Annotated in this window: 22 protein-coding genes; 11 read left to right on the forward strand and 11 right to left on the reverse strand. The window is 74.5% G+C overall.

Annotated features, from left to right (window positions below):
• Positions 1–121: 121 nt before the first annotated feature.
• Positions 122–1315, forward strand: a complete 1194-nt coding sequence (locus BLT72_RS14865) for an ROK family transcriptional regulator (protein ID WP_091413840.1) — start codon at positions 122–124, stop codon at positions 1313–1315.
• A 301-nt stretch (positions 1316–1616) separates the two neighbouring features.
• Here the strand turns inward: BLT72_RS14865 and BLT72_RS14870 are convergent, their stop codons facing one another.
• The gene (locus BLT72_RS14870) at positions 1617–2819 is read right to left on the reverse strand and encodes a PQQ-dependent sugar dehydrogenase (protein WP_091413841.1); all 1203 of its coding nucleotides are present in this window, start codon (positions 2817–2819) and stop codon (positions 1617–1619) included.
• Positions 2820–2979: 160 nt separating this feature from the next.
• Between BLT72_RS14870 and BLT72_RS23135 the strand changes: the two genes are divergently transcribed.
• Entirely contained in the window at positions 2980–3951 is a 972-nt protein-coding gene (locus BLT72_RS23135; RefSeq protein ID WP_157720513.1) for a peptidoglycan-binding domain-containing protein, read from the forward strand.
• 84 nt (positions 3952–4035) lie between these two features.
• Here the strand turns inward: BLT72_RS23135 and BLT72_RS14880 are convergent, their stop codons facing one another.
• Positions 4036–5757, reverse strand: a complete 1722-nt coding sequence (locus BLT72_RS14880; protein WP_231930073.1) for a purine-cytosine permease family protein — start codon at positions 5755–5757, stop codon at positions 4036–4038.
• 237 nt (positions 5758–5994) lie between these two features.
• Between BLT72_RS14880 and BLT72_RS14885 the strand changes: the two genes are divergently transcribed.
• The 4 genes from BLT72_RS14885 to BLT72_RS14900 all read left to right on the forward strand — a co-directional run bounded on the left by BLT72_RS14885 (position 5995) and on the right by BLT72_RS14900 (position 10228).
• The gene (locus tag BLT72_RS14885) at positions 5995–7296 is read left to right on the forward strand and encodes a GAF domain-containing protein (protein ID WP_091413843.1); all 1302 of its coding nucleotides are present in this window, start codon (positions 5995–5997) and stop codon (positions 7294–7296) included.
• A gap of 349 nt (positions 7297–7645) precedes the next feature.
• Entirely contained in the window at positions 7646–9169 is a 1524-nt protein-coding gene (adh, locus tag BLT72_RS14890) for an aldehyde dehydrogenase (RefSeq protein WP_091413844.1), read from the forward strand.
• Positions 9169–9615 (forward strand): DUF779 domain-containing protein, encoded by a 447-nt coding sequence (locus BLT72_RS14895; protein WP_091413845.1) that lies wholly within the window; start codon positions 9169–9171, stop codon positions 9613–9615. The genes adh and BLT72_RS14895 overlap by 1 nt, the downstream gene beginning before the upstream one ends.
• A 166-nt stretch (positions 9616–9781) precedes the next feature.
• A complete protein-coding gene (locus BLT72_RS14900) occupies positions 9782–10228 on the forward strand; it encodes an SRPBCC family protein (RefSeq protein ID WP_091413846.1) in 447 nt (148 codons plus the stop codon).
• Positions 10229–10349: 121 nt separating this feature from the next.
• On the opposite strand, the gene BLT72_RS14905 is transcribed toward BLT72_RS14900, so the two are convergent.
• The 5 genes from BLT72_RS14905 to BLT72_RS14925 form a co-directional block, all read right to left on the reverse strand.
• Positions 10350–11930 carry a phytoene desaturase family protein gene (locus tag BLT72_RS14905; protein WP_091413847.1) on the reverse strand — a complete coding sequence of 527 codons (1581 nt, stop codon included), beginning with the start codon at positions 11928–11930 and terminating at the stop codon, positions 10350–10352.
• Positions 11931–11946: 16 nt separating this feature from the next.
• Positions 11947–12891: an SDR family NAD(P)-dependent oxidoreductase gene (locus BLT72_RS14910; protein WP_157720514.1), complete on the reverse strand. Its 945-nt coding sequence runs from the start codon at positions 12889–12891 to the stop codon at positions 11947–11949.
• A gap of 87 nt (positions 12892–12978) precedes the next feature.
• Positions 12979–14082, reverse strand: coding sequence for a spore photoproduct lyase family protein (locus tag BLT72_RS14915; protein WP_231930074.1), 1104 nt, complete (start codon positions 14080–14082; stop codon positions 12979–12981).
• A 52-nt stretch (positions 14083–14134) separates the two neighbouring features.
• Entirely contained in the window at positions 14135–15013 is an 879-nt protein-coding gene (locus BLT72_RS14920) for a C40 family peptidase (RefSeq protein ID WP_091413849.1), read from the reverse strand.
• A gap of 204 nt (positions 15014–15217) precedes the next feature.
• Complete coding sequence (locus BLT72_RS14925; protein WP_091413850.1) at positions 15218–15586, reverse strand: winged helix-turn-helix transcriptional regulator; 369 nt, start codon at positions 15584–15586, stop codon at positions 15218–15220.
• A gap of 94 nt (positions 15587–15680) precedes the next feature.
• On the opposite strand from BLT72_RS14925, the gene BLT72_RS14930 reads away from it, so the two are divergent.
• On the forward strand, positions 15681–16343 hold the full coding sequence (locus BLT72_RS14930) for an FMN-dependent NADH-azoreductase (protein WP_091413851.1): 663 nt from the start codon (positions 15681–15683) through the stop codon (positions 16341–16343).
• Positions 16344–16361: 18 nt separating this feature from the next.
• On the opposite strand, the gene purU is transcribed toward BLT72_RS14930, so the two are convergent.
• The gene (gene purU / locus BLT72_RS14935) at positions 16362–17231 is read right to left on the reverse strand and encodes a formyltetrahydrofolate deformylase (protein ID WP_091413852.1); all 870 of its coding nucleotides are present in this window, start codon (positions 17229–17231) and stop codon (positions 16362–16364) included.
• A 200-nt stretch (positions 17232–17431) separates the two neighbouring features.
• On the opposite strand from purU, the gene BLT72_RS14940 reads away from it, so the two are divergent.
• From BLT72_RS14940 to BLT72_RS23345, 3 genes are all read left to right on the forward strand, one after another.
• A complete protein-coding gene (locus tag BLT72_RS14940; protein ID WP_091413853.1) occupies positions 17432–17944 on the forward strand; it encodes a MarR family winged helix-turn-helix transcriptional regulator in 513 nt (170 codons plus the stop codon).
• A 3-nt stretch (positions 17945–17947) separates the two neighbouring features.
• The gene (locus BLT72_RS14945) at positions 17948–18796 is read left to right on the forward strand and encodes a glycosyltransferase family 2 protein (protein WP_091413854.1); all 849 of its coding nucleotides are present in this window, start codon (positions 17948–17950) and stop codon (positions 18794–18796) included.
• 80 nt (positions 18797–18876) lie between these two features.
• On the forward strand, positions 18877–20316 hold the full coding sequence (locus BLT72_RS23345) for a glycosyltransferase (protein WP_091413855.1): 1440 nt from the start codon (positions 18877–18879) through the stop codon (positions 20314–20316).
• Between the two features lie 63 nt (positions 20317–20379).
• Here the strand turns inward: BLT72_RS23345 and BLT72_RS14955 are convergent, their stop codons facing one another.
• Together BLT72_RS14955 and BLT72_RS14960 are read right to left on the reverse strand one after the other, a co-directional pair.
• Positions 20380–21687: a cation:proton antiporter gene (locus BLT72_RS14955; RefSeq protein ID WP_231930076.1), complete on the reverse strand. Its 1308-nt coding sequence runs from the start codon at positions 21685–21687 to the stop codon at positions 20380–20382.
• 208 nt (positions 21688–21895) lie between these two features.
• Positions 21896–24232, reverse strand: a complete 2337-nt coding sequence (locus tag BLT72_RS14960; RefSeq protein ID WP_091413856.1) for an esterase-like activity of phytase family protein — start codon at positions 24230–24232, stop codon at positions 21896–21898.
• Positions 24233–24447: 215 nt separating this feature from the next.
• Between BLT72_RS14960 and BLT72_RS14965 the strand changes: the two genes are divergently transcribed.
• Complete coding sequence (locus BLT72_RS14965; RefSeq protein ID WP_091413857.1) at positions 24448–24855, forward strand: hypothetical protein; 408 nt, start codon at positions 24448–24450, stop codon at positions 24853–24855.
• A 28-nt stretch (positions 24856–24883) separates the two neighbouring features.
• On the opposite strand, the gene BLT72_RS14970 is transcribed toward BLT72_RS14965, so the two are convergent.
• The gene (locus BLT72_RS14970; protein ID WP_231930078.1) at positions 24884–25672 is read right to left on the reverse strand and encodes a putative protein N(5)-glutamine methyltransferase; all 789 of its coding nucleotides are present in this window, start codon (positions 25670–25672) and stop codon (positions 24884–24886) included.
• Positions 25673–25722 lie beyond the last annotated feature (50 nt).

Consider the following 25722-nt stretch of genomic DNA (forward strand, 5'->3'; position numbering starts at 1 on the left):
TAAGGACTCCTTATTGGAGTGTGAGACGGACTTTACCGCCAGCCCGACCGTTTCCGCAAGGACTCCTGACCACTAAGGTCGAGCGAGGACGGGAGAGGTCGACGACGCTGGAGGAGGGCCGGTGACGCTGGAGGAGGGCCGGCAGCTGCCGCGGCTCGCGCTGCTCCGCGAGCTGACGGACCAGCACGTGCTGGCCCGGCTGCTGGACGGCGGGGCGCTCACCCGCGCCGAGCTGGCCACCCGGACGGGGATCTCCAAGCCGACCATCTCCGAGAGCGTGCGCCGGCTGGTCGAGGGCGGGCTGCTCGAGGAGTCCGGGCAGCAGACGGGCAAGCGCGGGCCCAGCGGCACCTTCTACCGGGTGCGGCGCGACGCCGCCACGGCGCTGGCCGTCTCGGTGGGCCCGGACGGCGTCCAGGTGGAGAGCTACGACGTGACGGGCCGGCCGACCGGCCGGCTCCGGCACGCCGTGGCGGTGCCCACGGACGCCGAGCACCTCGGCCCCCTGCTGGGCCACACCGTCCGAGCGGCCGTGGCCGCGGCCACCGGGCCGGTGCGGACCGTCTCCGTCAGCGTGGCGGGCCCGGTCGACCAGGCCACCGGCCGGCTGGTGGCCCTGCCGGACTCCCCCTTCGTGCTGGGCGAGCTGGCGCCACGGGAGCTGCTGGCCCCGCTGCTCGACGTCGCGCCCCGGATCGACAACGACGTGAACTGGGCCGCCCTCGCCGAGCACGCCGAGGGTGCGGCCCGCGACCTCGACGAGTTCTTCTTCGTCTACCTCGGCCCCGGGATCGGCGCGGCCTCGGTGAGCGGGGGTGCGGTCCGGCACGGCGCGGGGGGTCTGGCCGGGGAGCTGGCGCACGTGCTGACCGTCGGCCCCGACGGGCGCGGCGTGCGGCTGGTCGCCGCCCTGGCGGCGCAGGGTCTGCTGCTCCCCGGGTCACCCGCGCTGGACGTGGAGCGCGTGCTGGCCGTGCTGGCCTCCCGGTCGGCGCCGGACCGGGAGGCGGGCGACCAGCTGGCCCGGGCGGTGGCCGGCGCGCTGGCCTCGGTCACGGCGCTGCTGAACCCGCGCGCCGTCGTGCTCGGCGGCCCGTGGGGCGGCGCTGACGGCTTCTCCTCGCGGGTGCGCGCCGCCCTCGCCGGGCTGGCTGCGGTCCCGACCGAGCTGCGCACGTCCACCCTCGGTGCGGACGCGGCGCTGTCCGGGGCCCGCATCGACGCCGTGCGCCGGATGCAGGCCGCACTCGGAGGGGTGCCCGGGACCCGACACCTCCCGGAACGGGAGAACGGGCCGTCCGGCGTCCCCGCCTGACGACCCGTCCTCTCTACTGAAACGGTGTCCGATCCCCCGATGGTCCTCACGTCCCAGCGAACCAACGCTGGTAGCGTAGGACGGTCGCCGCGGACGCGACAGAGCGGTGTCCTGTATAGGACATGTCCTAAAGCTGACAGGCTCGACGGCTGCGGTGGGTCCCACTCCTCGGTACGGTCATCACGAGTGTCGAGGAGATGAACCCCCGAGCATCTTCTCGACACTCCCACCTCGTCGCCGGCTCGCGCCGGGCCGGGAGCGCTCGGCGCCCCGCAGCCCCCGCCGGCTCCCCCGACCCGGCTCACGTCAGCCGGAGGCGGAGGATCTTGTCGTCGTCCCGGCCGGGGTCCACCCGGCCGTCGGTGTTGCTGGTGGTCACCCACAGCGTGCGGTCCGGCGCCAGGGCCACGGTCCGCAGCCGGCCGTGCTCGCCGGCGAACCAGGCCCGCGGCCGGCCGGCCCGGGTGCCGTCCAGCGGGACGGCGAACAGGCAGCGGCCCTGCAGCGCGCCGACGAAGGCGGTGGAGCCCGCGATCGCCACCCCGGCCGGGGAGCAGGTGCTGGTCGGCGACCAGGTCGCGGCCGGTGCCGTGGACCGGGAGCCCTCCGCACGGCCCTCGACGTCGGGCCACCCGTAGTCGCGGCCCGCCCGGACCAGGTTGAGCTCGTCGGCCTCCTTGTCCCCGAACTCGGTGGCCCACAGCCGGCCCGCGTCGTCGAAGGCCAGGCCCTCGACGTTGCGGTGGCCGTAGGACCAGGTGCGGTTGCCGAAGGGGTTGCCCGCGGCGGCGCGGCCGTCGGGCCGGAGCCGGAGGATCTTGCCGGCCAGCGAACCGCGGTCCTGGGCGAGGTCCCGCTGCTCGGCGTCGCCCGTCGAGACCAGCAGGCGGCCGCCGCGGTCGAAGAGCAGCCGTCCCCCGTGGTGGTGGGTGCTGGTGGGGATGCCGGCCAGCACGACCCGGGGCCGGCCCAGCCGGCCACCGCGCAGGCTCATCCGCACCACCCGGTCGTCGTCGGCGGTGGTGATGTGGGCGAAGAGCGTCTCCTCGTCGCCCGGGGCCAGGGCCAGCCCCAGCAACCCGCCCTCGCCGAGACCGGTGGGGGCGACGACGCCGGCCACCTCGCCCAGCGTGCGCGTCCGGCCGCCCGGGGTGACCCGGCGCAGCCGCGCCGTCCCGCGCTCGCCGACCAGGGCGTCCCCGGACGCCAGGAAGACCAGCCCCCAGGGGACGTCGAGCCCGTCGGCGACGACGTCGTCGAGCACCGGGGTGGGGTGCCGCGGGACCCTCGGCGTGGGGCTCGGGCTCGGCGTCGTCCGGGTCGGGGTCGCGGAGGCCGACCGGCCCGCCGGCGAGGCCGGCCCGGGCGGCAGTGGCGTCGACCCGGACGTGGACCCATCCGCGGCGGACGGGCCGGTCGCCGGGACCGGGTCGGCGCTGCACCCCACCGCGGCCCCGAGGGCCGCCGCGGACGAACCGAGCAGGAGGGTGCGCCGGGTCAGCATGGGTCGATCCTCCCGCGGACCCCGAGCCGGTGGCGCGGCGAGGGACCGAGGTCTGGGACCTCCGGCCCTGGTGGCCGCCCCTCAGCGGCACCTACCGTGGAGGCCTCGGGGTTGTCCCGCGGTCGTCGCCCGGCCGCTCGTCCCCTCTGGAGACCCCCCGATGACCTCCTCGCTGCTCCGGCCTGCCCGCTGGGCCGCCACACTCCTCACCGCGCTCACGCTCGCGGCGGGGATCGGCGCGGCCACCCCGGCCTCCGCCGCCACGCCGAACCCCCCGGTGCCGGCGTCGCTCCCCGCGGGGATCGAGCCGCTCTCGGGCTATGTGCCCGCCACCTCCTGCGACCCGACGGCCAAGCCGGGCGCGGTGGCGCTCGGCACGCTGCTGACCACGACCTACCCGGGCACCAGGTTCGGCAGCGCCAGGACCTGCGGCGCCGACACCAGCGAGCACTACGACGGCCGCGCGGTGGACTGGATGAACTCCGTGCGGGTGAGGAAGGAGGCGGCCCAGGCCAAGGCCCTGATCAGCTGGCTGACCGCGACGGACGCCGACGGCAACGCCCACGCCAACGCCCGCCGGCTCGGGGTCATGTACATCATCTGGAACGGCAAGATCTGGGGCGCGTACTCGGCCGAGCGCGGCTGGCGGGCCTACTCCTCCTGCGCCGACCACCCGGAGAAGGGCTGGGACAGCACCTGCCACCGCGACCACGTCCACCTCTCGCTCACCTGGGCCGGGGCGATGAAGCGGACCTCCTACTGGACCGGCGAGGTCGCCGCCACCGACTACGGCCCCTGCCGGGCGAAGGACCTGAACTGGGCGCTCCCCTACGCCGGGCCGCGCCCCACCCCCTGCCCGCGGCACCCCCGGGTGACGCCGCCCGAGGGCGCCTCGGCGACCCTCAGGGCGCTCACCACCTACTCGGGCGTGCGGCTGCGTCCCGGCGCCCGCGGGCCGGCCGTCACGGCCGTGCAGAAGGCCCTGGGGGTCAGCGCCACGGGCAGCTACGGCACGGCCACCAGGTCGGCGGTGAAGAAGTTCCAGACCGGGCAGCGGCTGACCAGCAGCGGGAACGTCAACACCGCCACCTGGCGGGCGCTGCTGAGGGTGAACGCCCCGGAGGTCTCCTGACCGACAGCGGGCGGGGACGCGGCCGGACCGACGCGGCGGAGCGCCCCGGGTCGGTGTGACCCGGGGCGCCCGGTCCCGGCGCGGTCAGCGCACCGCCGGCTGGGCGGGCAGCACGTGGTCGGCGACCTTGTCCGTGCTGAGGCAGAGCGAGCAGACCGCCGCTCCGTGCGTCTGGCACGCCGCCATGTCGGGCCGCTCGTAGTCCTGGCGGCAGACGTGGCAGGTCAGCACCGCGTCGGACGGGTTGCCGTGCTCGTCGAGCACCGGCAGGTCCAGGCCGTCGTCGGAGCGCAGCGGGTCGGCCGGGTCGGCCCGGCGCAGGTAGTAGCGGCCCCGCGTCGCCACGGCGAGCACCGGCGGCAGGACGAGGGCGAGTCCGATGGCCACCAGCGGGGAGTAGGGCTGGAGACCCTCCCCCAGCCCGCCGAAGAACACCAGGATGGAGACGCCGGCCGCGACGAGCATCGACCCGAAGCCGACCGGGTTGACGTCGTAGAGCATCCCGCGGCGGAACTCCGGCTGCAGCGGGCTGAGCTTCAGCAGGTACTTGTTGAAGGTGATGTCGGAGGCCACCGTGACGATCCAGGCCATCCCGCAGTTGGCGTAGAACCCGAGGATGGTGTTGAGGAAGTCGAACATGTTCGCCTCCATCAGCACCAGGGCGATCAGCAGGTTGAAGCCCAGGAAGACCAGCCGGCCCGGGTACCGCTTGGTGATCCGGGTGAAGGAGTTGGTCCACGCCAGCGAGCCCGAGTAGGCGTTGGTGACGTTGATCTTGACCTGGCTGATCACCACCAGCACGACGGCGAGGCCGAGCGCCACCGGCGCCGGCATGATGTCGCGGTAGATCTCCAGGAACTGGTGCACCGGCTGGTTGGCGACGGCGGCCCCGTCGGCCACGTGGGCGATGATGTAGACGGCCAGGAACAGCCCGATCACCTGCTTGACGGCCCCGAAGATCACCCAGCCCGGTCCGGCGAGGACCACCGCCCGCCACCAGCGGCGCGAGTTCTCCGGCGTCCGGGGCGGCATGAAGCGCAGGTAGTCGATCTGCTCGGCGATCTGGGCGATCAGGGACAGGCAGACCCCGGCGGCCAGCATCACCGAGCCCAGGTTCGGTTCGCCCTGGCCGTTCTCGCCCTGGTAGGCGAAGAACGACGCGACCGACTCCGGGTGCGCCACCACCAGGTAGACGAACGGCACCACCATGAGCACCAGCCACAGCGGCGTCGTCCACAGCTGCAGCTTGGTCAGCACCTTCATGCCGTAGACCACCAGCGGGAAGATGATCACGGTCGACACCGCGTACCCCGCCCACAGCGGGACGCCGAGGCCGAGCTGCAGGCCCTGGGCCATGATCGAACCCTCGAGCGCGAAGAAGATGAAGGTGAACGTCGCGAAGATGACGTTGCTGACCACCGATCCGTAGTAGCCGAACCCGCTGCCGCGGGTGATCAGGTCCAGGTCGAGGTTGTAGCGCGCCGCGTAGTAGGCGACCGGGAAGCCGGTCAGGAAGATCACGACGGCGAAGACGGCGATCCCCCAGAGCGCGTTCGTGGTGCCGTAGGAGATGCCGATGTTGGCGCCGATGGCGAAGTCGGCGAGGTAGGCGATCCCGCCGAGCGCGGAGACCGCGACGACCCCGGTCGACCAGCGCCGGTAGTGGCGGGGGGCGAACCGGAGGGTGTAGTCCTCCAGCGTCTCCTTGGTGGCCGCGCTCGCGTCGAGCGGCGTTGCGGCGCCGGGGGCGACCGGTGGCGCGGCCGCGGTCACCACCTCGCCCTCCGGCCGGGTGTCTGAGGTCATGCGGTGCTCCTGGGGGACGAGGGTGGACGTCGCCCCGGCAGGGCCAGGAGCAGAGGACTCGGCTGGCCGCCACCGGCCGCGTCGCAGGTCGTCCTCAGCATCGTGACCAGGGGTTACACAGCGGTTCCGGCGCGGTTAAGAGCGGCGTCCGGCCCGCCGGACGGGCCACCGCCACCGGGTCCGCACGGCTGCTCCGACCGGCCCCGCCCCCGCCGGACCGCGGCTACAGTGGCCGCCATGGAGCCCTCCAGCGGCCTGGCACTGCCGCCGGGCTCGGACCCGAGGTGGCGGTCGCGCTACCTGCGGACCGCCCACGACGACTTCCTGAGCACCGGGCACGTCGACCGCGGGCTGCGGCCCCTGGTGGTCGAGTCGTGGCGGCGCAGCGTGGGGCACGGCGTCGACCCCGAGCTGAGCGCTCCGCCCATCCGGCTGGCCGACGACCGGCTCGCGGACCTGCGCGCCGGCCACCCGCTGGCCGCCGCCATGCCGGTGATCCGGCGGCTGCTGCTGGAGTCCGCGGCCGACGCCGGGCTGCTGGTGGCGGTGAGCGACGCGGCCGGCCAGCTGCTCTGGGTGGAGGGCGCCCGCGCGGTGCTCGCCAAGGCCGAGCGGGTGCACTTCATGGCCGGCGCCGACTGGAGCGAGACGGCGGCCGGCACCAACGCGCCCGGCACGGCGCTGGCCCTCGGCACGCCGGTGCAGATCCTCGGCGCCGAGCACCTCACCCGCTCGGCGGCGGAATGGAGCTGCTCGGCCGCCCCGATCCACGAGCCCGACACCGGGGCCATCCTGGGGGTGCTCGACCTGACGGGCGGTCCGGAGGTGGTGACGCCGCAGACCCTGACCCTGGTCCGGGCGACGGTCGCCGCGGTCGAGGCCGAGCTCGCCCTGGAGCGGCTGGCGCCGCGCCGCGCGGGGCGGGTGATGGAGCGGGGGTGGAGCCCGCCGCTGCGGCAGCCGCCGGTGCTGCGGGTGCTCGGCCAGCGGGGCGCGCGGCTGACGCACGACGAGACCTCGACCACCCTCAGCCTGCGGCACAGCGAGATCCTCCTGCTGCTGGCCGAGCACCCGGCCGGGCTCAGCGCCGCCGAGCTGGCGGTCGCCCTCAGCGAGGAGGAGCTCTCGCTGGTGACCGTCCGGGCCGAGCTGTCGCGGCTGCGGACGCTGCTCGGGCCGCTGCGGCTGGCTTCGCGGCCCTACCGGGTGGACGACGGCCTCACCTCCGACCTGACCGTCCTGCGCGGGCACCTCGCGACGGGTCGGGTGCGGCAGGCGGTCGCGGCCTACCCCGGACCGCTGCTGCCCACCTCGACCGCGCCCGCCGTCGCCGAGCTCCGCGAGGAGCTGCACATGCTGCTCCGCTCGGCCCTGCTGGCGCAGGGCGACCCGGACGCCCTGCTCTCCTTCGCCGACACCGCCCACGGCCACGGCGACTACGAGATCTGGGCGGCCGCGCTCGCCGCCCTCCCACCCCGGTCCCCCCGCTACGCCCAGGTCGCCGCACACGTCGACCGCCTGGACGGGGTCTTGGCCTGAGCCGCCGGTGATCCCGGCGCAGGTCGGGCTCAGCAACGGCAGGCAACGCCGCGGCCCCCGACCACCACCGCTCCGCGCGCCGCCGGATGGAGGAGAAGAGCGTGAACACGCTCTTCGTTCACGCACGACGACGACACCGGCGGTCAGAGCGCGGAGCGCGTCCGAGCGGAGCGAGGACAGACGAGCACAGAGCGAGGACAGACGAGCACAGAGCGAGGACAGACAACGCGCAACGTTGCTGCAACCTCGTCGGGCCTAGCGTCGCGCTGAGACGCTCGAACCCGCGCACCGGCAGGTCCCGCGCGTCCTCGTCCACCGCCACCCCGCTGGCCCGACCAGGAAGTCAACGATGACGATCTACGCACAGCCCGGAACCGACGGCAGCGTCGTCTCCTACAAGGAGCGCTACGAGAACTGGATCGGCGGCGAGTGGGTGCCGCCGGTCAAGGGTCAGTACTTCGAGAACCCCTCCCCGGTGACCGGCAAGACCTTCTGCGAGGTCGCCCGCGGGACCGCCGAGGACATCGAGCTGGCGCTGGACGCCGCGCACGCCGCCGCGCCCGCCTGGGGCAAGACGTCGGTCGCCGAGCGCGCCGTCATCCTCAACAAGATCGCCGACCGGATGGAGCAGAACCTCGAGCTGCTCGCCGTCGGCGAGACCTGGGACAACGGCAAGCCCGTCCGGGAGACGCTGGCCGCCGACCTGCCGCTGGCCGTGGACCACTTCCGCTACTTCGCCGGAGCCATCCGCGCCCAGGAGGGCAACCTCTCCCAGCTGGACGAGGACACCGTCGCCTACCACTTCCACGAGCCGCTGGGCGTCGTCGGGCAGATCATCCCCTGGAACTTCCCGATCCTGATGGCCACCTGGAAGCTTGCCCCGGCGCTGGCCGCCGGCAACGCGGTCGTCCTGAAGCCCGCCGAGCAGACGCCGGCCTCGATCATGCTCTGGATGGAGCTGATCGCCGACCTGCTGCCCCCCGGTGTGCTCAACGTCGTCAACGGCTTCGGCACCGAGGCGGGCAAGCCGCTCGCCTCGTCCAAGCGCATCCGCAAGATCGCGTTCACCGGCGAGACCACGACCGGCCGGCTGATCATGCAGTACGCCAGCCAGAACCTCATCCCGGTGACGCTGGAGCTGGGCGGCAAGAGCCCCAACGTCTTCTTCGAGGACGTGGCCCGGTCCGAGGACGCCTTCTACGACAAGGCGCTCGAGGGCTTCGCGATGTTCGCGCTGAACCAGGGCGAGGTCTGCACCTGCCCCAGCCGGGCGCTGATCCAGAACTCGATCCTCGACCAGTTCCTGCCGGCGGCCACCGACCGCGTCAAGGCGATGATCCAGGGCAACCCGCTGGACACCGACACCATGGTGGGCGCGCAGGCCAGCAACGACCAGCTCGAGAAGATCCTGTCCTACATCCAGATCGGGTCCGAGGAGGGCGCCCGGATCATCACCGGCGGCGAGCGCGTCGACCTCGGCGGCGACCTGTCCGGCGGCTACTACATGGCGCCGACGATCTTCCAGGGCCACAACAAGATGCGGGTCTTCCAGGAGGAGATCTTCGGCCCGGTCGTCTCGGTCACCGGCTTCGACAGCTACGAGGACGCGATCTCGATCGCCAACGACACCCTCTACGGGCTCGGCGCGGGCGTCTGGTCGCGCGACACCAACACCGCCTACCGGGCGGGCCGCGACATCCAGGCCGGCCGGGTGTGGACGAACTGCTACCACCACTACCCCGCGCACGCGGCGTTCGGCGGCTACAAGTCCTCGGGCATCGGCCGGGAGAACCACCTGATGATGCTCGACCACTACCAGCAGACCAAGAACATGCTGGTGTCCTACAACCCGAACAAGCAGGGCTTCTTCTGATGGACCAGCCCCCGCAGGCGGACACCTCGCGGGTGGCGGTCACCCCGGCGGCGGCGGAGATGATCCGCCGCCTCCGAGAGGAGAACGGTCCGCTCATGTTCCACCAGTCCGGCGGCTGCTGCGACGGGTCGGCGCCGATGTGCTTCCCCCTGGGGGACTTCATCACCGGTGACGCCGACCAGTTCCTCGGCGAGATCGACGCCGGCACCCCGGAGCCGGTGCCGGTGTGGATGTCGAAGGAGCAGTTCGCCTACTGGCGGCACACGCACCTGACCATCGACCTGGTACCCGGTCGGGGGGCGGGCTTCTCGCTCGAGGCTCCGACCGGCTTCCGGTTCCTCATCCGGTCCCGCCTGCTGAGCGAGGAGGAGATGGCCGACCTGGACCCCCAGGTCGGCGCCGCCGTGGGGGTGCAGCCGCAGCCGCTCCCCCGCCCCGCCGGCTGACCGACCCCTCCCCCAGGGCCTGCCGGTGCTGGTGGCCGCACCACGGGCACCAGCACCGGCAGGAGCTCCCCCGCGGTCCCGGGCTGCCGGCGGTCCGGCGGCCGCCGCCCCCCCGGGCGGCGGCGGCCGGTCGGTCGGCGTGCAGCGGCCGGTGGGACACTGACGCATGGCCACCACGACCGACACCGCGTCCTGCTCCCCCGAGGACGTCTTCGCCGTCCTCGCCGACGGCTGGCTGTACCCCAGCTGGGTGGTGGGCGCCTCGCGGATCCGCGACGTCGAGCCGGCCTGGCCCGCCGCGGGCGCCAAGATCCACCACTCGTTCGGGATCTGGCCCGTGCTGATCGACGACTCCACCTCGGTGCTGGAGTACGACCCGCCGCGCCGGATGGTGCTCAAGGCCCGTGGTTGGCCGCTCGGTTCGGCCCGGGTGGTCCTCGAGGTGGAACCGACCCCCGACGGCTGCCGGATGACCATCGACGAGGACGCGGTCGAGGGTCCCGGCCGGCTCGTGCCGTCCGCGGCGCGGCAGCCGCTGATCCACGTCCGCAACGTCGAGACCCTCCGCCGGCTGCGCTTCCTGGCCGAGGGCCGGATCGCCGCCCAGCACTGACCGGCGCGGCCATCGCGCCCTGAGCCCGTCGAAGGGCCCTCGACGCGCTCAGGCCACGGACCGGCCGCGGGCCTCGGTCCTCGCGGGCCGCCTTGCCGCTGTCACCGTCGACGCGAGGGGGTCAGAGGCGCCCGGTGCGGGCCGCGGCGACGACGGCGCGGGCGGCGTTGGCGCCGGGAGCGCCGTGCACACCCCCGCCGGGGTGCGCCGAGGCCGAGCCCAGGAACAGACCGCGGACGGGGGTGTCCGCGCGGCCGAGACCGGCGATGGGCCGGAAGATCACCTGCTGGTGGAAGTTCGCCGTGCCGCCGCCGAGCGCGCCCTGGACCAGGTTCTCGTCCCGGGCCTGCATCTCGTGCGGTCCCATCACCCGGCGCGCGATGATCCGCGAGGCGAGGTCGGGCGCGTACTTCTCGAGCCGGGCCTGCATCCGGTCGGCCATCCGCTCGCACTCGTCGCGGTCCCAGCGGCCGGTGATGTCGTCGGGTCCGGCGTCGCGGTGGGTCACCTGCGGCACGTGCGTGTAGGCCCACAGCGCCTCGGTGCCGGCCGGGGACCGCGTCGGGTCCGAGGTCGTCATCTGCCCGACCAGCAGGAACGGGTCCGACGGCACGCTGTGGCTGGTGATCTGGGTCTGGGTGCGGCTCAGCTGGTCCATGGAGTCGATCACGTGCACGGTGCCGGGGGCGACGGGCGGCGGGTTCTCCCACGGCACGGTCGAGGAGAGCGCCCAGTCGACCTTGATCGTGCCCGGGTCGTGCTCGTAGCGCTCCATGCCGCGCCGCACCCGGGAGGGCAGCTCCGACCAGTCCACCAGCTCGCCGTAGAGCGCGGTGGCGGCCACGTCGGCGACCACGGCCCGCGCCTCGATCCGCTCGCCGTCGGCGGTGACCACCCCGTGGACCCGGCGGCGGTCCACCAGCACCCGGGCGACGCGGGTGCTGGTCCGGATCTGACCGCCCTTCGACCGGAGCCGGGCGGCCATCGCCTGGGTCAGCCGGCCGGACCCGCCCTCGGGCACCGGGAAGCCCACGGTCTGGCCGCTCATCGCCAGCAGCAGGCCCAGCAGGCCCGAGCCGGAGGCGTCCATCGGGATGTCGGCGTGCAGGGCGTTGCCGGCGATCAGCAGCTGGCCGGCCTCGGCGGCGAAGCGCTTGCCGCCCATCGTCGACGCGGGCTCCAGCAGCGTCCGGACGTAGTCCAGCCCGCCGACCCGGGGCAGCCGGGCCAGGGTCGCGAGCCCGCCCTTGACGGGCGGGAACGGGGTGAGCAGCGCCTGCACCAGCGACGGCCCGATGGTCACCCAGTCGTCGTAGAGCTGGCGCCAGGCGTCACCGTCCCCGGCGGCGTGGGCGTCCAGGCCGGCGACGGTGTCCTCGACGTCGCGGTGCAGCATCGCCCAGGAGCCGTCGGGCAGCGGGTTCCCCAGGATCGCCGGGGCGTGCGCCCACCGCAGCCCGTGCTCCTCCAGGTGCAGCGAGGGGATGACCGGCGACGCGGCCGAGAGCGGGTAGAAGGCGCTGAAGGCGTCGTGCACGAAGCCCTCGGCCACGTCGGTGTCGGTGCGCACGGCGCCGCCCACCTCGGGCTGGGTCTCCAGCACCAGCACGTCCCAGCCGGCGTCCACCAGCAGGTTCGCCGCCACCAGGCCGTTGGGCCCCGCCCCGATCACGACGGCGTCCTTGCTCCCCGGTCCCGCCACAGCCGTCCTCCTCCGCTCAGCGCCGCCCACGGCGGCCCAGCCGGGCTCGGAGCCCTGCCGCGATCGACGCTACGGGACTGCCCTGGCCGCCGCGCAGCCTGTTCCCCTCCGGCACGGGCGCGGGGACGTTGCCCGGCACGTCGACGGCCGCCTGCCGGACATCGGTCGCCGCCACCTCGAACAGCGGCGTGACGATCCGGTCGAAGACCGCGGGGAAGAGGTTGAACCCCCAGATGGTCGGCCAGTTCACCGGCCCGACCTGGATCCGCGGCCGCGGGTGGTCGAGCAGCCGCAGTGCGGCGCGGGCCACCCGCTCGGGCTTGACGACGGGGGGCGGCGGCCGGCCGACCCAGCCCAGGTAGTTCGCCGCCTGCAGGTAGATCGGGGTGTCGATGCCGCCCGGGGCCAGGTGGCAGATGTGCACGCCGTCGCGGTCCACGTTCTCCACCTGCAGCAGCCGGGCCAGCCCGCGCACCCCCCACTTGCTCACCGCGTAGGCCGACATGTACGGCGGGGCGATGTAGCCGATCAGCGACCCGATCAGGACCAGCGTGCCCGCGTTGGCCTCGCGCATCCCCGGCAGCACGGCCCGCGCGACGTTCACCGAGCCGAGCAGGTTCGTCTGCACGACGCGGTCGAAGATGGCGGCGGGCACGTCCTCCAGCCGGCCGTAGGCGACCAGCCCTGCGGAGTGCACGACGGCGTCGACGCGGCCGTACCGGCTGGTCACCGCCGCGAACGCCCGCTGCACCGCCGCGTCGTCGGCCACGTCGGTGGGCAGGTCCAGCGCGGACGCGGCCCCGGCCACCCGGCACTGCTCGGCGGCGTCGGCCAGCGCCGCGGGGCCGCGGGCGAGCAGGACGACGTGGTCCCCCCGCCCCGCCGCGTCCAGGGCCGTCGCCAGCCCGATCCCGCTCGAGGCGCCGGTCACCACCACCACACGTGCTGCCTGCTCGTCCACGGGCACTCCCTCCGTCGGCCGCGGTGCCTCCGCCGCCGTGTCGTCCCCCGCACTTCGTCGCTGCGGAGCCCGCAGATGCGGAACGGCTCAGAAGGCGTACCGGACGGTGCACGCGGGCAGCGTCCGGGCCAGGGCCTCCTGGAGCTGGTCGAGATACCCGCGCTTGGCCCCGCTGCGGTAGCGGACGTTGACGGCGCCGTTCTCGGAGCGCTTGGTCTCCTGCAGCTCCGGGCGCCACAGCACCTCCTCGGCCCGGGGGTGCCAGCCGAGGTTGACCTCGTGCAGCTGCTCGTTGTGGGTGAGGAAGATGATCTCGGCGGCCAGCTGACGGCGCGCCGTCGGGCCCACGCCGTCCCTGATCTGCGCGAACAGCTCGGTCCACTGCTCCAGCCACCCGTCGGCGACGATCACCGGGGAGAAGTTGAGGTGCACCTCGTACCCGGCGGCCACGAAGTCGTCGACCGCGGCGATCCGCTCGGCCACCGGCGTGGTGCGGACGTCGACCAGCTTGGCCATCGTCGCCGGCATCAGCGAGAAGCGGACCCGTGTGCGACCCTGCGGGTCGAGCTCCAGCAGGTCGCGGTTGACGTACTTGGTCGCGAAGCTGGCCTTGGCGGTGGGCCGGCGACGGAACAGCGCGACGAGGTCGGCGACGTTGTCGCTGATGGTGGCGTCGACGGCGCAGTCGCTGTTCTCGCCGATGTCGTAGAGCCAGGCCGTCGGGTCGCACTGGTTGGGGGTGGTCTTGGTCCCCTGCCGGGTGATGTGACGGTCCAGGTAGCGGGTGATCTGCTCGATGTTGGCGAACGTCGTGATCGGGTTGCTGTAGCCCTTGCGCCGCGGCACGTAGCAGTAGGCGCACGCCATCGCGCAGCCGTTCGCGGTGGACGGGGCGATGAAGTCCGACGAGCGCCCGTTCGGCCGGGCCGCCAGCGACTTCTTGACCCCGAGCACGAGCGCCTCGGTCTTGATCCGCACCCAGCGGGCCACGTTGGCCTCGTCCCCGTGCAGCTCGGGGATCTGCCAGTGGCTGGCGACCTCGGTGATCTCGGCGCCGGGCCAGCGCTGCAGCACCTGCTGGCCGCGCGGCAGCTCCAGCGCGGCCGGCTCGGCGTAGATGCGGCGGACGTCGAGCAGCGGCTGGGCGGGGCGCCGCGGGCGCCGCTCCTCCAGGGGCAGGGTGAGGCTCACCGACCCAGTGAAGCAGCCGGCTCTGACAGTCCCGCCGCCGCGGGCCCGCGGCTCAGCCGGGCCGGCGGGCGCCGCTGTAGGGCATGAAGGCGACCTTGCTGTACTCGACGTCCCGCCCCGCGCGCGGGGCGTGGATGATCTGGCCGTCACCGACGTAGATCGCGACGTGGCTGGGCTTCGCGCCGTAGAAGAAGACGAGGTCACCCGGCCGGAGGTCGGCCTTGGCGACCTCACGGCCGGCCGCGAACTGCTGCTGGGAGGTGCGCGGGACGGCGACCCCGGCCGCCTTCCAGGCGCTCGACGTCAGGCCCGAGCAGTCGAAGCTCGTCGGTCCCGCCGCGCCGTACCGGTAGGGCTTGCCCAGCTGGGCCCGGGCGTAGGCGACGGCCTTCTGGGCCGCGTCGTCGGGCTTCGTCGTCGGGGCCTTCGCCGCCGTCGCCAGGTAGCGCACCGAGACCCAGCGCCGGTGGCCGGCGAAGGTCGTCTCGGCGTAGCCGCTGCGCACGGTGCCGGTCAGCCTGAGCGACGCGCCCTCGTCGATCCGGCCGACCAGGGTGCCCGAGCCCGCGGCCCGGGCGCGGACGTTGAGCCGGGCGGTCGCGATCTTGGTCCCCGTGAGCCGCGTCGGCGCGGCGGGGAGCCCGGTGGTCCGCGTGGTGATGGCGGGAGCGGCGACGTAGGCCGTCCCGGCCCGGAACCGGACCTTCACCCAGCCGTGCACGGCCTTCTTCGTCGTGGGGATCCGCTGGCCCCGCTCCAACGTCCCCAGCACGACCCCCTTCGCCGACGCCGTGCTGCGGATGGCCGTCCTCGTCGTCGTGGTGCCCGTGAGCGTGCCGGCCTCGGCCGGGACGGCCCCGAGGAGGCCGCCGGCCAGCACCCCGGCGGCGGCCGTCCAGGCGGCCAGGCGTCGGACCAGTGGTCGGGTCATCGGGGAGCTCCTCGCTGTCGCACCGCCGCGCGGTGACCGGTCCCCGAACACCGATCACGCTAGGCGCGGCCCCGCGCGCGTCGCCAGGGACGAAAGCCCCGAAGGGTCCCGACGCAACAGGACACGCCGTACCGGGTGCGAAACGTGTGCCGACCGTGATCCGGTCGACACCGTGCCCTGCGGCGAGGTCACGGGCAGGAGCGGTCAGCAGGAGGAGGCGGGCAGCGCGTCGGCGGCCCAGCTGCCCAGCTCGTGCAGGATCGGGGTGAGGGCCCGTCCGGAGGCGGAGAGCGCGTAGCTGACCCCGGGCGGACGGGTGTCGGTCACCGTGCGCTCCACCAGGCCCGCGCCGACGAGCTCGGCGAGCCGGTCGGAGAGGACCGAGTCGGTGATGGACCCGACGCCCCGGCGCAGGTCGGCGAAGCCCATCGGGCCGTCGACGAGGGTGCCCAGCAGGACGCCGTTCCAGCGCTTGCCCAGGAAGTCGAAGGCCCGCCGCAGGTCGGCGGTGCACGCGTGCGCGCGCTCCGCCCCGACGGAGGACGCGGTGGCGTCCTCGGCGAGCTGGCTCATGCCCCGATGCTACCGGCCGAGCCCGCTGGGAGGGCGTGCTAGGTTTTTCCTAGTTGGTAGCACACGGCTACCTGCTCTCTCCCATGGAGTACAGATGACCCTCTTCCGTCTCGACGCCAGCATCCGTGTCGAGGGCTCCCACAGCCGCGAGATCGCCGACCTGGTCGAGCACGAGTGGCTCGGCGCGCACCCCGACGACGCCGTGCTCCGCCGCCACGTCGGCAGCGAGCCCGTCCCCGCCACCGTCTGGGCCGACGCGGTCTCCGCCGCCTACGTGCCCGAGGACCAGCGCACGCCCGCCCAGCGCGACGCCGCCGCCCTGGCCGCGCAGGCCGTCGACGAGCTGGTGGCCGCCGACGCCCTGCTCTTCGCCGTCCCGCTCTACAACTTCGGCGTCTCCCAGCACTTCAAGACCTGGGCCGACCTGGTCATCGCCGACCCGCGGATGGCCGCCGGCACCGAGCCGGCGACGGCCGGCAAGCCCGCCGTCCTCGTCACCGTCCGCGGGGGCAGCTACGCCGCCGGCACCCCGCGCGAGGGCTGGGACCACGCCACCGGCTGGATGCGGCGAATCCTCGCCGACGTCTGGAAGCTCGACCTGCAGGTGGTGGAGAGCGAGTTCACCCTCGTCGGGGTCAACCCGGCGCTCGACCAGTTCGCCGACCTGGCGCGCGACCTGCGCCAGCAGGCCGAGCAGGACGCCCGCGCCCACGGCCGCAGCCTCGCCGCCGGTCGCAGCGCCCGCATCGCCGCCTGAGGTCTGAGGGCTCCGCGGTCAGCGGAAGACGACGGTCCGGGTGTCGTTGAGCATCACCCGGTGCTCGGTGTGCCACCGGACGGCGCGGGAGAGGACCTGGGTCTCGACGTCGCGGCCCGCGGCCACGAAGTCCTCCGGCGCCATCTGGTGGTCCACCCGGACCACGTCCTGCTCGATGATCGGGCCCTCGTCGAGGTCGTCGTTGACGTAGTGGGCGGTCGCGCCGATCAGCTTCGTGCCGCGGTCGTGCGCCTGGTGGTACGGCTTCGCGCCCTTGAAGCTGGGCAGGAACGAGTGGTGGATGTTGATCGCCCGGCCGGCCAGCGCGTGGCTGGTCGGCGCGGTCAGCACCTGCATGTAGCGGGCCAGCACCACCAGCTCGACGTCGTGCTCGGCGACCAGCCGCAGCATCTCCGCCTCCGCGTCGGCCTTGGTGTCCGGGGTGACCGGCAGGTGCACGTAGGGGATGCCCGCCGACGCGACCAGGTCGGCGAAGTCGGGGTGGTTGGACACGACCAGCGGGATCGCGATGTTGAGGGTGCCCATCCGGTGCCGGTACAGCAGGTCGTTCAGGCAGTGGCCGAACTTGCTGACCAGGATGAGCGTCCGCATCGGCGTCGCCGCGTCGGCGAGCGTGAAGGTCATCCCCCGCTCCGCCGCCACCGCGGCGAACGCCGGCTCGAGCTCGGCCAGCGGCGGCACCGGACCGACGAAGTCGAACTGCACCCGCATGAAGAAGCGGCCGGTCTCGCGGTCGCCGTACTGCTGGCTGGAGAGGATGTTCGCCCCCTGGCGCACCAGGAACCCGGCGACGGCGTGCACCAGCCCGGGACCGTCCGCGCAGGAGAGCGTGAGCACGTACTGGGGGCCGGACGGGCGGGGTGGCATGACGGAGCTCCAGGGTCGGGGGCCGCCCGCGGTCGACGGGGCGGCGAGCCGCAGCGTACAACGCAGCCCGCCCCCGGCCCGGGACCCCGGCGGGCCGCCGCCCGGGCGGCCCGGGTGATCACGGAGGGACGGCCCGGTCCAGGCCCGTCGACGGTCCACCGGGCGCGCGCGGACGTCCGCCGCTGCCTAGGATGAGGGGCATGGCTCCCCCCGACCAGAACGCCGCCGAGGCCACCCGGTGGCTCGACCCGGAGGAGCGCGCCGCCTGGCTCAGCCTGTCCCGGACCATCGTCAAGCTGCCGTCGGCGCTGGACGCCCAGCTGGAGCGCGACGCGGACCTCAACTACTTCGAGTACCTCGTGATGGCCATGCTCAGCGAGCAGGAGACCCGGACCTTGCGGATGAGCCAGCTCGCCGCGCTGAGCAACGCCTCCCTCTCCCGGCTCTCCCACGTGGCCAAGCGGCTGGAGGCCCGCGGGTTCCTGCACCGTGAGCCCGACCCGGACGACGGCCGGTTCACCCGCGCCACCTTGACCCAGTCCGGGTTCGACAAGGTGGCCGACTCCGCGCCGGGGCACGTGACGGCGGTGCGCGAGCTCGTGTTCGACGCGCTCACCGCCACCCAGCTGCGCCGGCTCCGCGAGGCCACCGACGCCATCTTGACCCGCGTCGACCCGGGCAACAGCAGCTGGCCCACCCCGCCGCCGGTCTGACCCGTGACCCCTGCGGACCCCGTCCGCCTCACCGTCGTCGTCCCGGCGTTCGACGAGGAGGCCTACCTGCCGGCCACCCTCGCCTCGCTGGCCCGTCAGCAGGTCCCGGGCGGCTTCGAGGTGGTCGTCGTCGACAACGCCAGCACCGACGGCACGGCCGAGGTCGCGACCCGGCACGGCGCGCGCGTGGTCCGCGAGGAGGCTCCCGGGGTCTGCGCCGCCCGGCAGCGCGGGACGGAGGAGGCGCGCGGCGCCATCGTCGTCTCCACCGACGCCGACACCGTGCACCCGGACGGCTGGCTCGCCCGGCTGGCCGCGCGCTTCGACGACGAGGACGTGGTCGCCGTGGCCGGCCCGTGCCGCTACCTCGACCCGCCGTGGTGGGCGCGGGTCTTCCCCGTCGGCTGGTTCACGCTGATCGGCGCCGTGCACGCCCTGACCGGCCGGGTGCTCTACGTGACCGCGACCAACGTCGCCTTCCGGCGGGACGGCTTCCCGGGCTACGACACGCGGCTCACCCAGGGCGGTGACGAGGTCGACCTGCTGCGCCGGCTCCGGCGCGTCGGCCGGGTGGTCTGGGACGGCGGCAACCCGGTGCTGACCTCCTCCCGCCGGATGGACCAGGGGCTGCTGCACACGCTCGTCGTCTCCTACGGCTACCACTACGCCCTCAACCTGGCGCTGAACCGGCTGGCCCCGGACCGCGTGATGCACGTCGCCCCCGCCGTCCGCGCGCAGCAGGCGGCCGGCAGCCGACGGCTGCGACGTCGCTGGCGGGTCGTCGCCGCGGTCCTGGTGACCGCGGGGCTGCTGCTCTCCCGCCGCCGCCGCGGCGCGGGCCGGAGGCGCTGAAGCCCACCGGGACCGGCTCGACGAGCGGGCCCGGGCCCCCGCCCGCGTGCGGGGCCGTGCGCTAGATTGGCGACCTTCCCATGTCCCACTTCCTGCTGCCGGCGACGCCCATCTACGGGCACGTGACACCGATGGTGGCCATCGGGCGCGGCCTCGTCGAGCGGGGCCACCGGGTCACGGTGCTGACCGGCCGGAAGTACGCGGCCACGGTGCGCGGCGCCGGGCTGGGGTTCCGCCCCCTGCCCGCCGAGGCCGACTACGACGACGCCCAGCTGGACAGCTGGCTGCCCGGCCGGCAGCGGCTGCGCGGCGTCGCCGCGGGCCGCCACGACATCCTCGGGCTGTTCGTCGGCCCCCTGCCCGCCCAGCACCGTGCCCTCGAGAGCGCGCTGCGCGCGGACCGCTACGACGCCGTCGTCTGCGAGGCCGCCTTCCTCGGCGCCCTGCCCCTGCTCAGCGTCCCGGCCGAGCAGCGGCTGCCGGTGGTGGGGGTCTCGGTCACCCCGCTGGCCCTGAGCAGCGCCGACTGCGCCCCCTTCGGCGCCGGGCTCCAACCCGACACCACCGTGCACGGGCTGGGACGGAACTGGATCATCAGCACCGTGCTGCACCGGGGGCCGCTGCGCCCGGTCCAGGCGGGGCTCCGGGCGGCGCTGCGGGCCGTCGACGCCCCGGAGCCCGAGGGCAACTACTTCGACCAGGCCACCCGCTACGACCTCACCTTCCAGCTCGCCACGCCGGGCATCGAGTACCCGCGCCGCTCCATGCCGTCGACGGTCCGCTTCGTCGGGCCCCTGCAGCTGCCCGTCGTCCCCGGCGCCGCGCAGGACCAGCCGCGTCCCGCGGGCCGGCGGACCGACGCCCCGGGCCAGCCGGACGTACCGGGGCGGACGCGCGGGCTGCCGTCGTGGTGGGGCGACCTCGACGGCCGGCGCGCGGTCGTGCACGTCACCCAGGGGACGATGGCCAACGGCGACCTGAGCCGGCTGATGGTGCCCACCCTGCGGGGGCTGGCCCGCGACGACGTGCTCGTCGTCGCCTCCACCGGCGGGCGACCCGTCGAGCAGCTGGTGGAGCAGCACGGCGGGCCCCTCCCGGACAACGTCCGGGTGGCCTCGTTCCTGCCCTATGACCAGCTGCTCCCCCGCACCTCGGTGATGGTGACCAACGGTGGCTTCGGCGGGGTGCAGCAGGCGCTGGCCTACGGCGTCCCCCTGGTGGTCGCCGGCAGCACGGAGGACAAGCCCGAGGTCGCGGCCCGGGTCGCGTGGTCGGGGACCGGGTTGAACCTGCGGACGGGCTCCCCGGGCGCCCGCCGGGTCCGCCGGGCCGTCCGCCGCGTCCTGGGCTCCCCTGGTTACCGCCGCGAGGCGGCCCGGCTGCAGCGGGAGATCGCCGAGCTGGGCGACCCCGTGGCCACGGTCACCGACGTGCTCACCCGGCTGACCGAGGGGTCCGCGTCGGACCGCCTGGACCGCGTCGGCGCGGGCCGTGGACGCGACTCCTGCGCCGAGGAGTAGGTCCCGGTCCAGCGCAGCGCTCGACCGGGGGACCTCCTCCCCGCCCGGTGAGCGGCCGCCGCGTCAGACCGCGGTCTCGTTGGCCAGCGAGGCGTCCCCGTGGCGGCGCAGCGCGACGCGCTGCCGCTGCCGGTCGAGCAGCATCATGGCCGGGGTGGCGGTGACCCCGTGCAGCAGCACCGAGGCGGCCACCGTCAGCGCCACCACCGCCCACAGCCGCTCCGGCTGGGCGAACTCCCCGTGCTCCAGCGCCCAGGAGATGTAGAACAGGGAGCCGATGCCGCGGACGCCGAAGAAGGCGATCACGGCGCGCTCCCGCGGCCCGGTGCCCGTGCCGATCATCCCGAGCCAGCCGAGGCCGGGCCGGATGACCAGCAGGAACGCGACGACCAGCACGACGTCCCGCGGCTGCAGGGCGTCCAGCAGCCCCCGGGTCAGGGCGCCGCCCAGCAGCACCAGGATCAGCACGGTGAGCAGCCGCTCCAGCTGCTCCACCCAGGAGTGCAGCACCCGGTGGAAGCCGTGGCTGCGCTCGGCCGCGCGGATGGCGCACGCGCAGACGAACACGGCCACGAAGCCGTAGCCGTGCACCAGCTCGGCCAGGCCGTAGGTCAGGAAGGTCGCGGCCAGCGCGACGAAGCCCTCGGCGTGGTCGGCCAGCCGCAGCGGCTGCAGCGGGGCGTTGAAGAACAGCTTGCCCAGCAGCCAGCCGGCCGCCAGCCCGACGGCCAGGCCGGCCCCCAGCCGCCAGAGCAGGTCGACGCCGAACCAGTGCCCGAACCCCGCCCAGCCCAGCCCGGCCGTGCTCAGCGCGACGGCGGCGTAGGTGAAGGGGAAGGCGAGGCCGTCGTTGAGGCCGGCCTCCGACGTGAGGGCGAACCGGGCCTCGTCCTCGGCCGGCGCGTCGGGCTCGTCCGCCGGCTCGGCGACCTGCACCTCGCTGGCCAGCACCGGGTCGGTCGGGGCGAGGACGGCCGCCAGCAGCAGGGCCGCCGCGAGCCCGAGCCCCAGCCAGGTGCCGGCGACCAGGGTGACGACGGCGATGCACGCCACCATGGTCAGCCCGATCAGCCGGCGCGGGCTCCGCCAGCCCTGCCAGCTGAGCGGGCGGTCCAGGGCCAGCCCGGCGCCCATCAGCGAGATCAGCACGCAGACCTCGGTCAGGTGCGTCGTGACGGCGGGGTGGGCCAGCGGGTCGGGGGTCGGCAGCCCCGGTGCCAGCCAGAAGACGAGCGCCCCCAGCCCGAGGAACACCATCGGCATGGAGACGGGGACGCGGCCCAGCAGCCGCGGCAGCAGGGCGGCCGCGAACGCGGCCAGGCCGAGGGCGGCGAAGAGCAGGCCGGGGTTGTCGATGAGGTGCTCCTGCACGCGTGGGGGCCGCCACCCGGGACGGGTAGGGCGGCGGGCTGGCTGGTCCCGGGGGGTGGACCTCCCGGGGCGACGCAGAAGTCTAAGCGGCTTTCTGGAGCCGCTACCCGCGCCGAACCGCGTCCGAGCGGAGCGAGGACCATGTGACGACGACGCGGGCGCCCTCCGACGGAGGACGCCCGCGCCGCCTGGCTGACCGGGTCGGGGATCAGCGCGCCGCCGTGACCGCCTGCACGCGCTCGACGCCGGAGCGCGGGGCCGGGGTGACGGCGGCGTGCCGGCGCCGCGCCAGGTCGCCGACGTCGGGGTTGTCGGTGAAGAAGGCGTCCATGCCGGCGGCGAGGTAGGCCTCGATCTCGCGCCGCAGGTCACCCGGGGCGTTCAGGTCGGCACCCAGCCGGTAGTCGGCGGGCAGGTACTGGTTCTCCAGCCGGAAGGTCCAGCCGGTGACGCTGAGACCGACCCGGTGGGCGTCCCGGATGACGTCGGTCGGCTCGGCGAGCCGGTTCTGGGCGTCCCGCGGGATCATCACGTCCTTGCAGAGCCCGACGGCGTCGGCGTAGCCGCTGATCTCGGCCAGTCCCTCGGGCGTCACCAGGTCGGCGTAGGTCCGCGGGTCCCCCGAGCTCTTCAGGTCGAAGGGCGCCCCGGAGCAGTCGACCAGCTGCACGAGCGGCAGGTCGGTGCGGCGGGAGAGCCGCTGCAGGTTGGCGGTCTCGAAGCTCTGGATGACCACCGGGTCGTCGGCGCCGGCGTAGCCGTTGTCCTCCAGCACGTCGACCAGCCGGTCCTCCAGCGCCAGCCCGAGGTCGGCGAAGTAGGTGGGGTGCTTGGTCTCGGGGTAGACCCCGATCCGCCGGCCGTCGGCGGTCCGGGAGTGCCGGGCCAGGTCGATGACCTCGTCGAGCGTCGGGACCTGGTAGAGCCCGTCGAAGCTGGTGTTGGAGCGGCGGACGAGCGGCAGCCGCTCGACGGCCCGCAGCGTGCGCAGCTCGGCCAGGGTGAAGTCCTCGGTGAACCAGCCCGTGATGCTGCGGCCGTCGATCACCTTGGTGGTGCGGCGGCCCGCGAACTCCGGGTGCACCGACACGTCGGTGGTGCCGCCGATCTCGTTCTCGTGCCGGGCGACCAGCTGGCCGTCCTTGGTGGCCACGACGTCGGGCTCGATGTAGTCGGCGCCCTGGGCGATGGCCAGCTCGTAGGAGGCCAGGGTGTGCTCGGGCCGGTAGCCGCTGGCCCCGCGGTGCGCGATCAGCATGGTGGACGGAGCGGTGACGCGCCCCTTCTTCAGCTGCAGCATGATCATCTCCGTGTCGTCGGGCGTGCCCGGGTAGCGGGCGTCGTTGCCGGGGAAGTTGTTGTCGTTGGCCAGCAGGTAGCGGCCCCGGCCCAGCGGGACGACGGTCTCGACCGACTGGAAGGGGAAGGAGAAGGTGCGCCCGACGCCGTAGGCGCCGGGTGAGCGGTCGACGCCGATCTCCGCGGGGTTGGCGATCTCGAGCAGGTCGACGACCAGGTTCTTGACCAGGTAGCCGTCGCGGTCCTCCCGGCGCAGGTCCACCGCGTAGACCCGCTTGGTGACGGCGGCCGCGCCCTGGAAGTCGTCGCGCTCCAGGACGACCATCGTGTGCGCGCCGGTCATGTGCGCGTCGCCGACGACGTTCGCGTCGGTGTCGGTCTGGTAGGCCCACGTCGTGCCGGTGTAGCGCTTCTCCCGGGTGTCGAACTCCGAGATCACCCGGCGGCGCTTCTCCGGGTCGGTCGTGAGGGCGCCCTCGACGACGGGGTAGAGCCGGCGGCCGTCGGCGCTGCCGGCCATGGCCTCGAAGCCCCGGCTCCGCGGCACGGCGGCCGCCGCGCCGGCGAGGGTCGGGTTGTCGGGCGACTTCCCGCCCGCGAAGGGCACCGGCGCGTCGAGCACCCGACCGCGCCGGTCCACGTGCAGCAGGAAGGGGCCGAACTCCTCGCCGACCCAGAAGGTGCCGTCCGGCACCCGGACGACCGACTCGACGTCGAAGTCGGCCCCGGTCAGCAGCCGCGACCGGGTGCGGTCGTGGACGATCGGGAAGCCGATCTTGCGGTCGGGGTCGCGCAGGGAGATGAACCGCTGGACGCGGATGGCGCCCTTCCCGCCGCCCGCGGTCTCCCAGGCAGGCTTCACCAGGTACATCCGCAGCAGGAAGTCGGCGGAGTTCGCCTTGGCGCCGAACCCGTTGTCCGGCATCGCCCAGTAGGTGCCGTCGCCGTTGGCCACGACGCCGGAGAAGCCGGGGATGACCTGGCCGTCGAACGGGCCCTGCCGGCCGTTCGCCGGGGTGGCCTGCGCCCCGGACGGCGGCCCGGCGGCCAGGTGGTCGGCGGCGAGGGTGGCGCGGGCGGTGAGGGTGGGGGTGGTCGTGGTCCGGGGCCGCTCGGCGGCCGCGGTGCTGGCCGGGCGCTGCTCGCGCTCGACCGGTCGGGGGGCCGCGGAGGCGGCCGCCGTCGGCCAGAGCAGGCCGAGGGAGAGGAGGGCGGCCGTCGTGGCGCCCAGCGGGGACAGTCGCATCGGTGCTCCTGGTCGGAGTCTGCGGGGGGCGCAGAGAGGCTCGTGCCTCGACTGAACCCAGCGCGGACGGCGCCGGCGTGGCCGCAGGGGCACGGCCAGGCGAGCAGCAGGTGAACTCTGGCCGCCGGCCGCCCCGACCGGCGGCGCCGACGCCATCGCCTCCCGCTCACCTGGGCGTCGAGGACCGTTCACCTGGAGGTGCGAGCGTGCACGGCATGCAGGCAGAGCGACGGGTGCTGGGACCGGCCGAGGTCCGCTGGAACGACTACGTGGGCACGGCCGCGGCCGACGACGCCGACGCCGTCCTGGACCGGCCGAGCCTCTACGAGCTGGCCGGCGTGGACCGCGGCCGCTACACCATCGTGGGGGTCGACCTGACCATCTGGGAGGACACCACCACCGCCAGCGTCTACGCGGTCGACCGGGTCACGGAGCAGGTCGAGACCCAGGGCGACATCGACGCGCTGGGCCGGGAGGGAGGCGAGATCCCGGTCGTCGAGTTCCGCCTCCCCAGCCAGGCCGTCGAGGACTTCCTCGACGACGCGTTCAAGCGGATCTCGGTGCGCCTGGTGGCCCGGGGGGTCCGGGAGCACCGGCTCGTCGTCGTGCCGCAGACGAGCTGAGCGACCCGCCAGGAGCCGGGCAGGCCGCTCAGGCCGGCGTGGCGACGACGACGGTCGCCTCCCGCTCCTCGTCCCGCACCACCCGGGGGGTCAGGCCCTGTCCGGCGGCGAACGCCGTCAGCGGTCCGGTCTGCTGCTCGCTGCACTCGACCAGCAGCCGGCCGCCGGGCGCCAGCCAGGGGCGGGCGCCCGCGACGACCCGCCGCAGCACCGCCAGCCCGTCGCTCCCCCCGTCCAGGGCCATCGGGGCCTCGTGCTCCCGCGCCTCCGGCGGCATCAGGGCGATCGCCGCCGTCGGGACGTAGGGGGCGTTGGCCACCAGCACGTCCACGCGGCCGGCGAGGTCGGCGGGCAGGGCGTCGTACAGGTCGCCGGCGTGCACGACGGCGCGGCCGGCCAGGTTGGCCCGGGCGCACGCGACAGCCACCGGGTCCAGGTCCGCCGCGTGCAGCTCGACGCCGGGTCGCGCGGCCAGCACCACCAGGCCGACCGCCGCCACCCCGCAGCAGAGCTCGACCACGACGCCGGACCCCGGGGTGACCAGGACCGCCTGCTCGGCCAGCAGCTCGGTGCGGCGGCGCGGGACGAACACCCCCGGCCGCACGGGCACCCGCAGGCGTGCGAACGCGACCCAGCCCAGCACCTGCTCCAGCGGCTCCCCCGCCACCCGGCGCGTCACCAGCGCCTCCCGGAGCGGCCCGGCCGGCGCCGCGCCGGCCAGCAGCGCCGCCTCCTCCTCGGCGAACACGCAGCCCGCCGCCCGCAGCCGGGCGACGACGTCGGGGTCCACCGTCTCCCGCCCCAGCTCGTCCGCCACCGCGTCAGGGTACGGGTGGCCGAGCGGGTGCGCGGCTCGTGCCGCCCGGC

The organism is Friedmanniella luteola, from assembly GCF_900105065.1.
Classification (GTDB): domain Bacteria; phylum Actinomycetota; class Actinomycetes; order Propionibacteriales; family Propionibacteriaceae; genus Microlunatus; species Microlunatus luteolus.

Excerpts from the sequence above, each read along its gene's own strand:
- BLT72_RS14870 (WP_091413841.1), bottom strand. The coding sequence starts at position 2,819 with ATGCTGACCCGGCGCACCCTCCTGCTCGGTTCGTCCGCGGCGGCCCTC.
- BLT72_RS23135 (WP_157720513.1), top strand. The coding sequence starts at position 2,980 with ATGACCTCCTCGCTGCTCCGGCCTGCCCGCTGGGCCGCCACACTCCTC.
- BLT72_RS14880 (WP_231930073.1), bottom strand. The coding sequence starts at position 5,757 with ATGACCTCAGACACCCGGCCGGAGGGCGAGGTGGTGACCGCGGCCGCG.
- BLT72_RS14885 (WP_091413843.1), top strand. The coding sequence starts at position 5,995 with ATGGAGCCCTCCAGCGGCCTGGCACTGCCGCCGGGCTCGGACCCGAGG.
- adh (WP_091413844.1), top strand. The coding sequence starts at position 7,646 with ATGACGATCTACGCACAGCCCGGAACCGACGGCAGCGTCGTCTCCTAC.
- BLT72_RS14895 (WP_091413845.1), top strand. The coding sequence starts at position 9,169 with ATGGACCAGCCCCCGCAGGCGGACACCTCGCGGGTGGCGGTCACCCCG.
- BLT72_RS14900 (WP_091413846.1), top strand. The coding sequence starts at position 9,782 with ATGGCCACCACGACCGACACCGCGTCCTGCTCCCCCGAGGACGTCTTC.
- BLT72_RS14920 (WP_091413849.1), bottom strand. The coding sequence starts at position 15,013 with ATGACCCGACCACTGGTCCGACGCCTGGCCGCCTGGACGGCCGCCGCC.
- BLT72_RS14925 (WP_091413850.1), bottom strand. The coding sequence starts at position 15,586 with ATGAGCCAGCTCGCCGAGGACGCCACCGCGTCCTCCGTCGGGGCGGAG.
- BLT72_RS14930 (WP_091413851.1), top strand. The coding sequence starts at position 15,681 with ATGACCCTCTTCCGTCTCGACGCCAGCATCCGTGTCGAGGGCTCCCAC.
- purU (WP_091413852.1), bottom strand. The coding sequence starts at position 17,231 with ATGCCACCCCGCCCGTCCGGCCCCCAGTACGTGCTCACGCTCTCCTGC.
- BLT72_RS14940 (WP_091413853.1), top strand. The coding sequence starts at position 17,432 with ATGGCTCCCCCCGACCAGAACGCCGCCGAGGCCACCCGGTGGCTCGAC.
- BLT72_RS23345 (WP_091413855.1), top strand. The coding sequence starts at position 18,877 with ATGTCCCACTTCCTGCTGCCGGCGACGCCCATCTACGGGCACGTGACA.
- BLT72_RS14960 (WP_091413856.1), bottom strand. The coding sequence starts at position 24,232 with ATGCGACTGTCCCCGCTGGGCGCCACGACGGCCGCCCTCCTCTCCCTC.
- BLT72_RS14965 (WP_091413857.1), top strand. The coding sequence starts at position 24,448 with ATGCAGGCAGAGCGACGGGTGCTGGGACCGGCCGAGGTCCGCTGGAAC.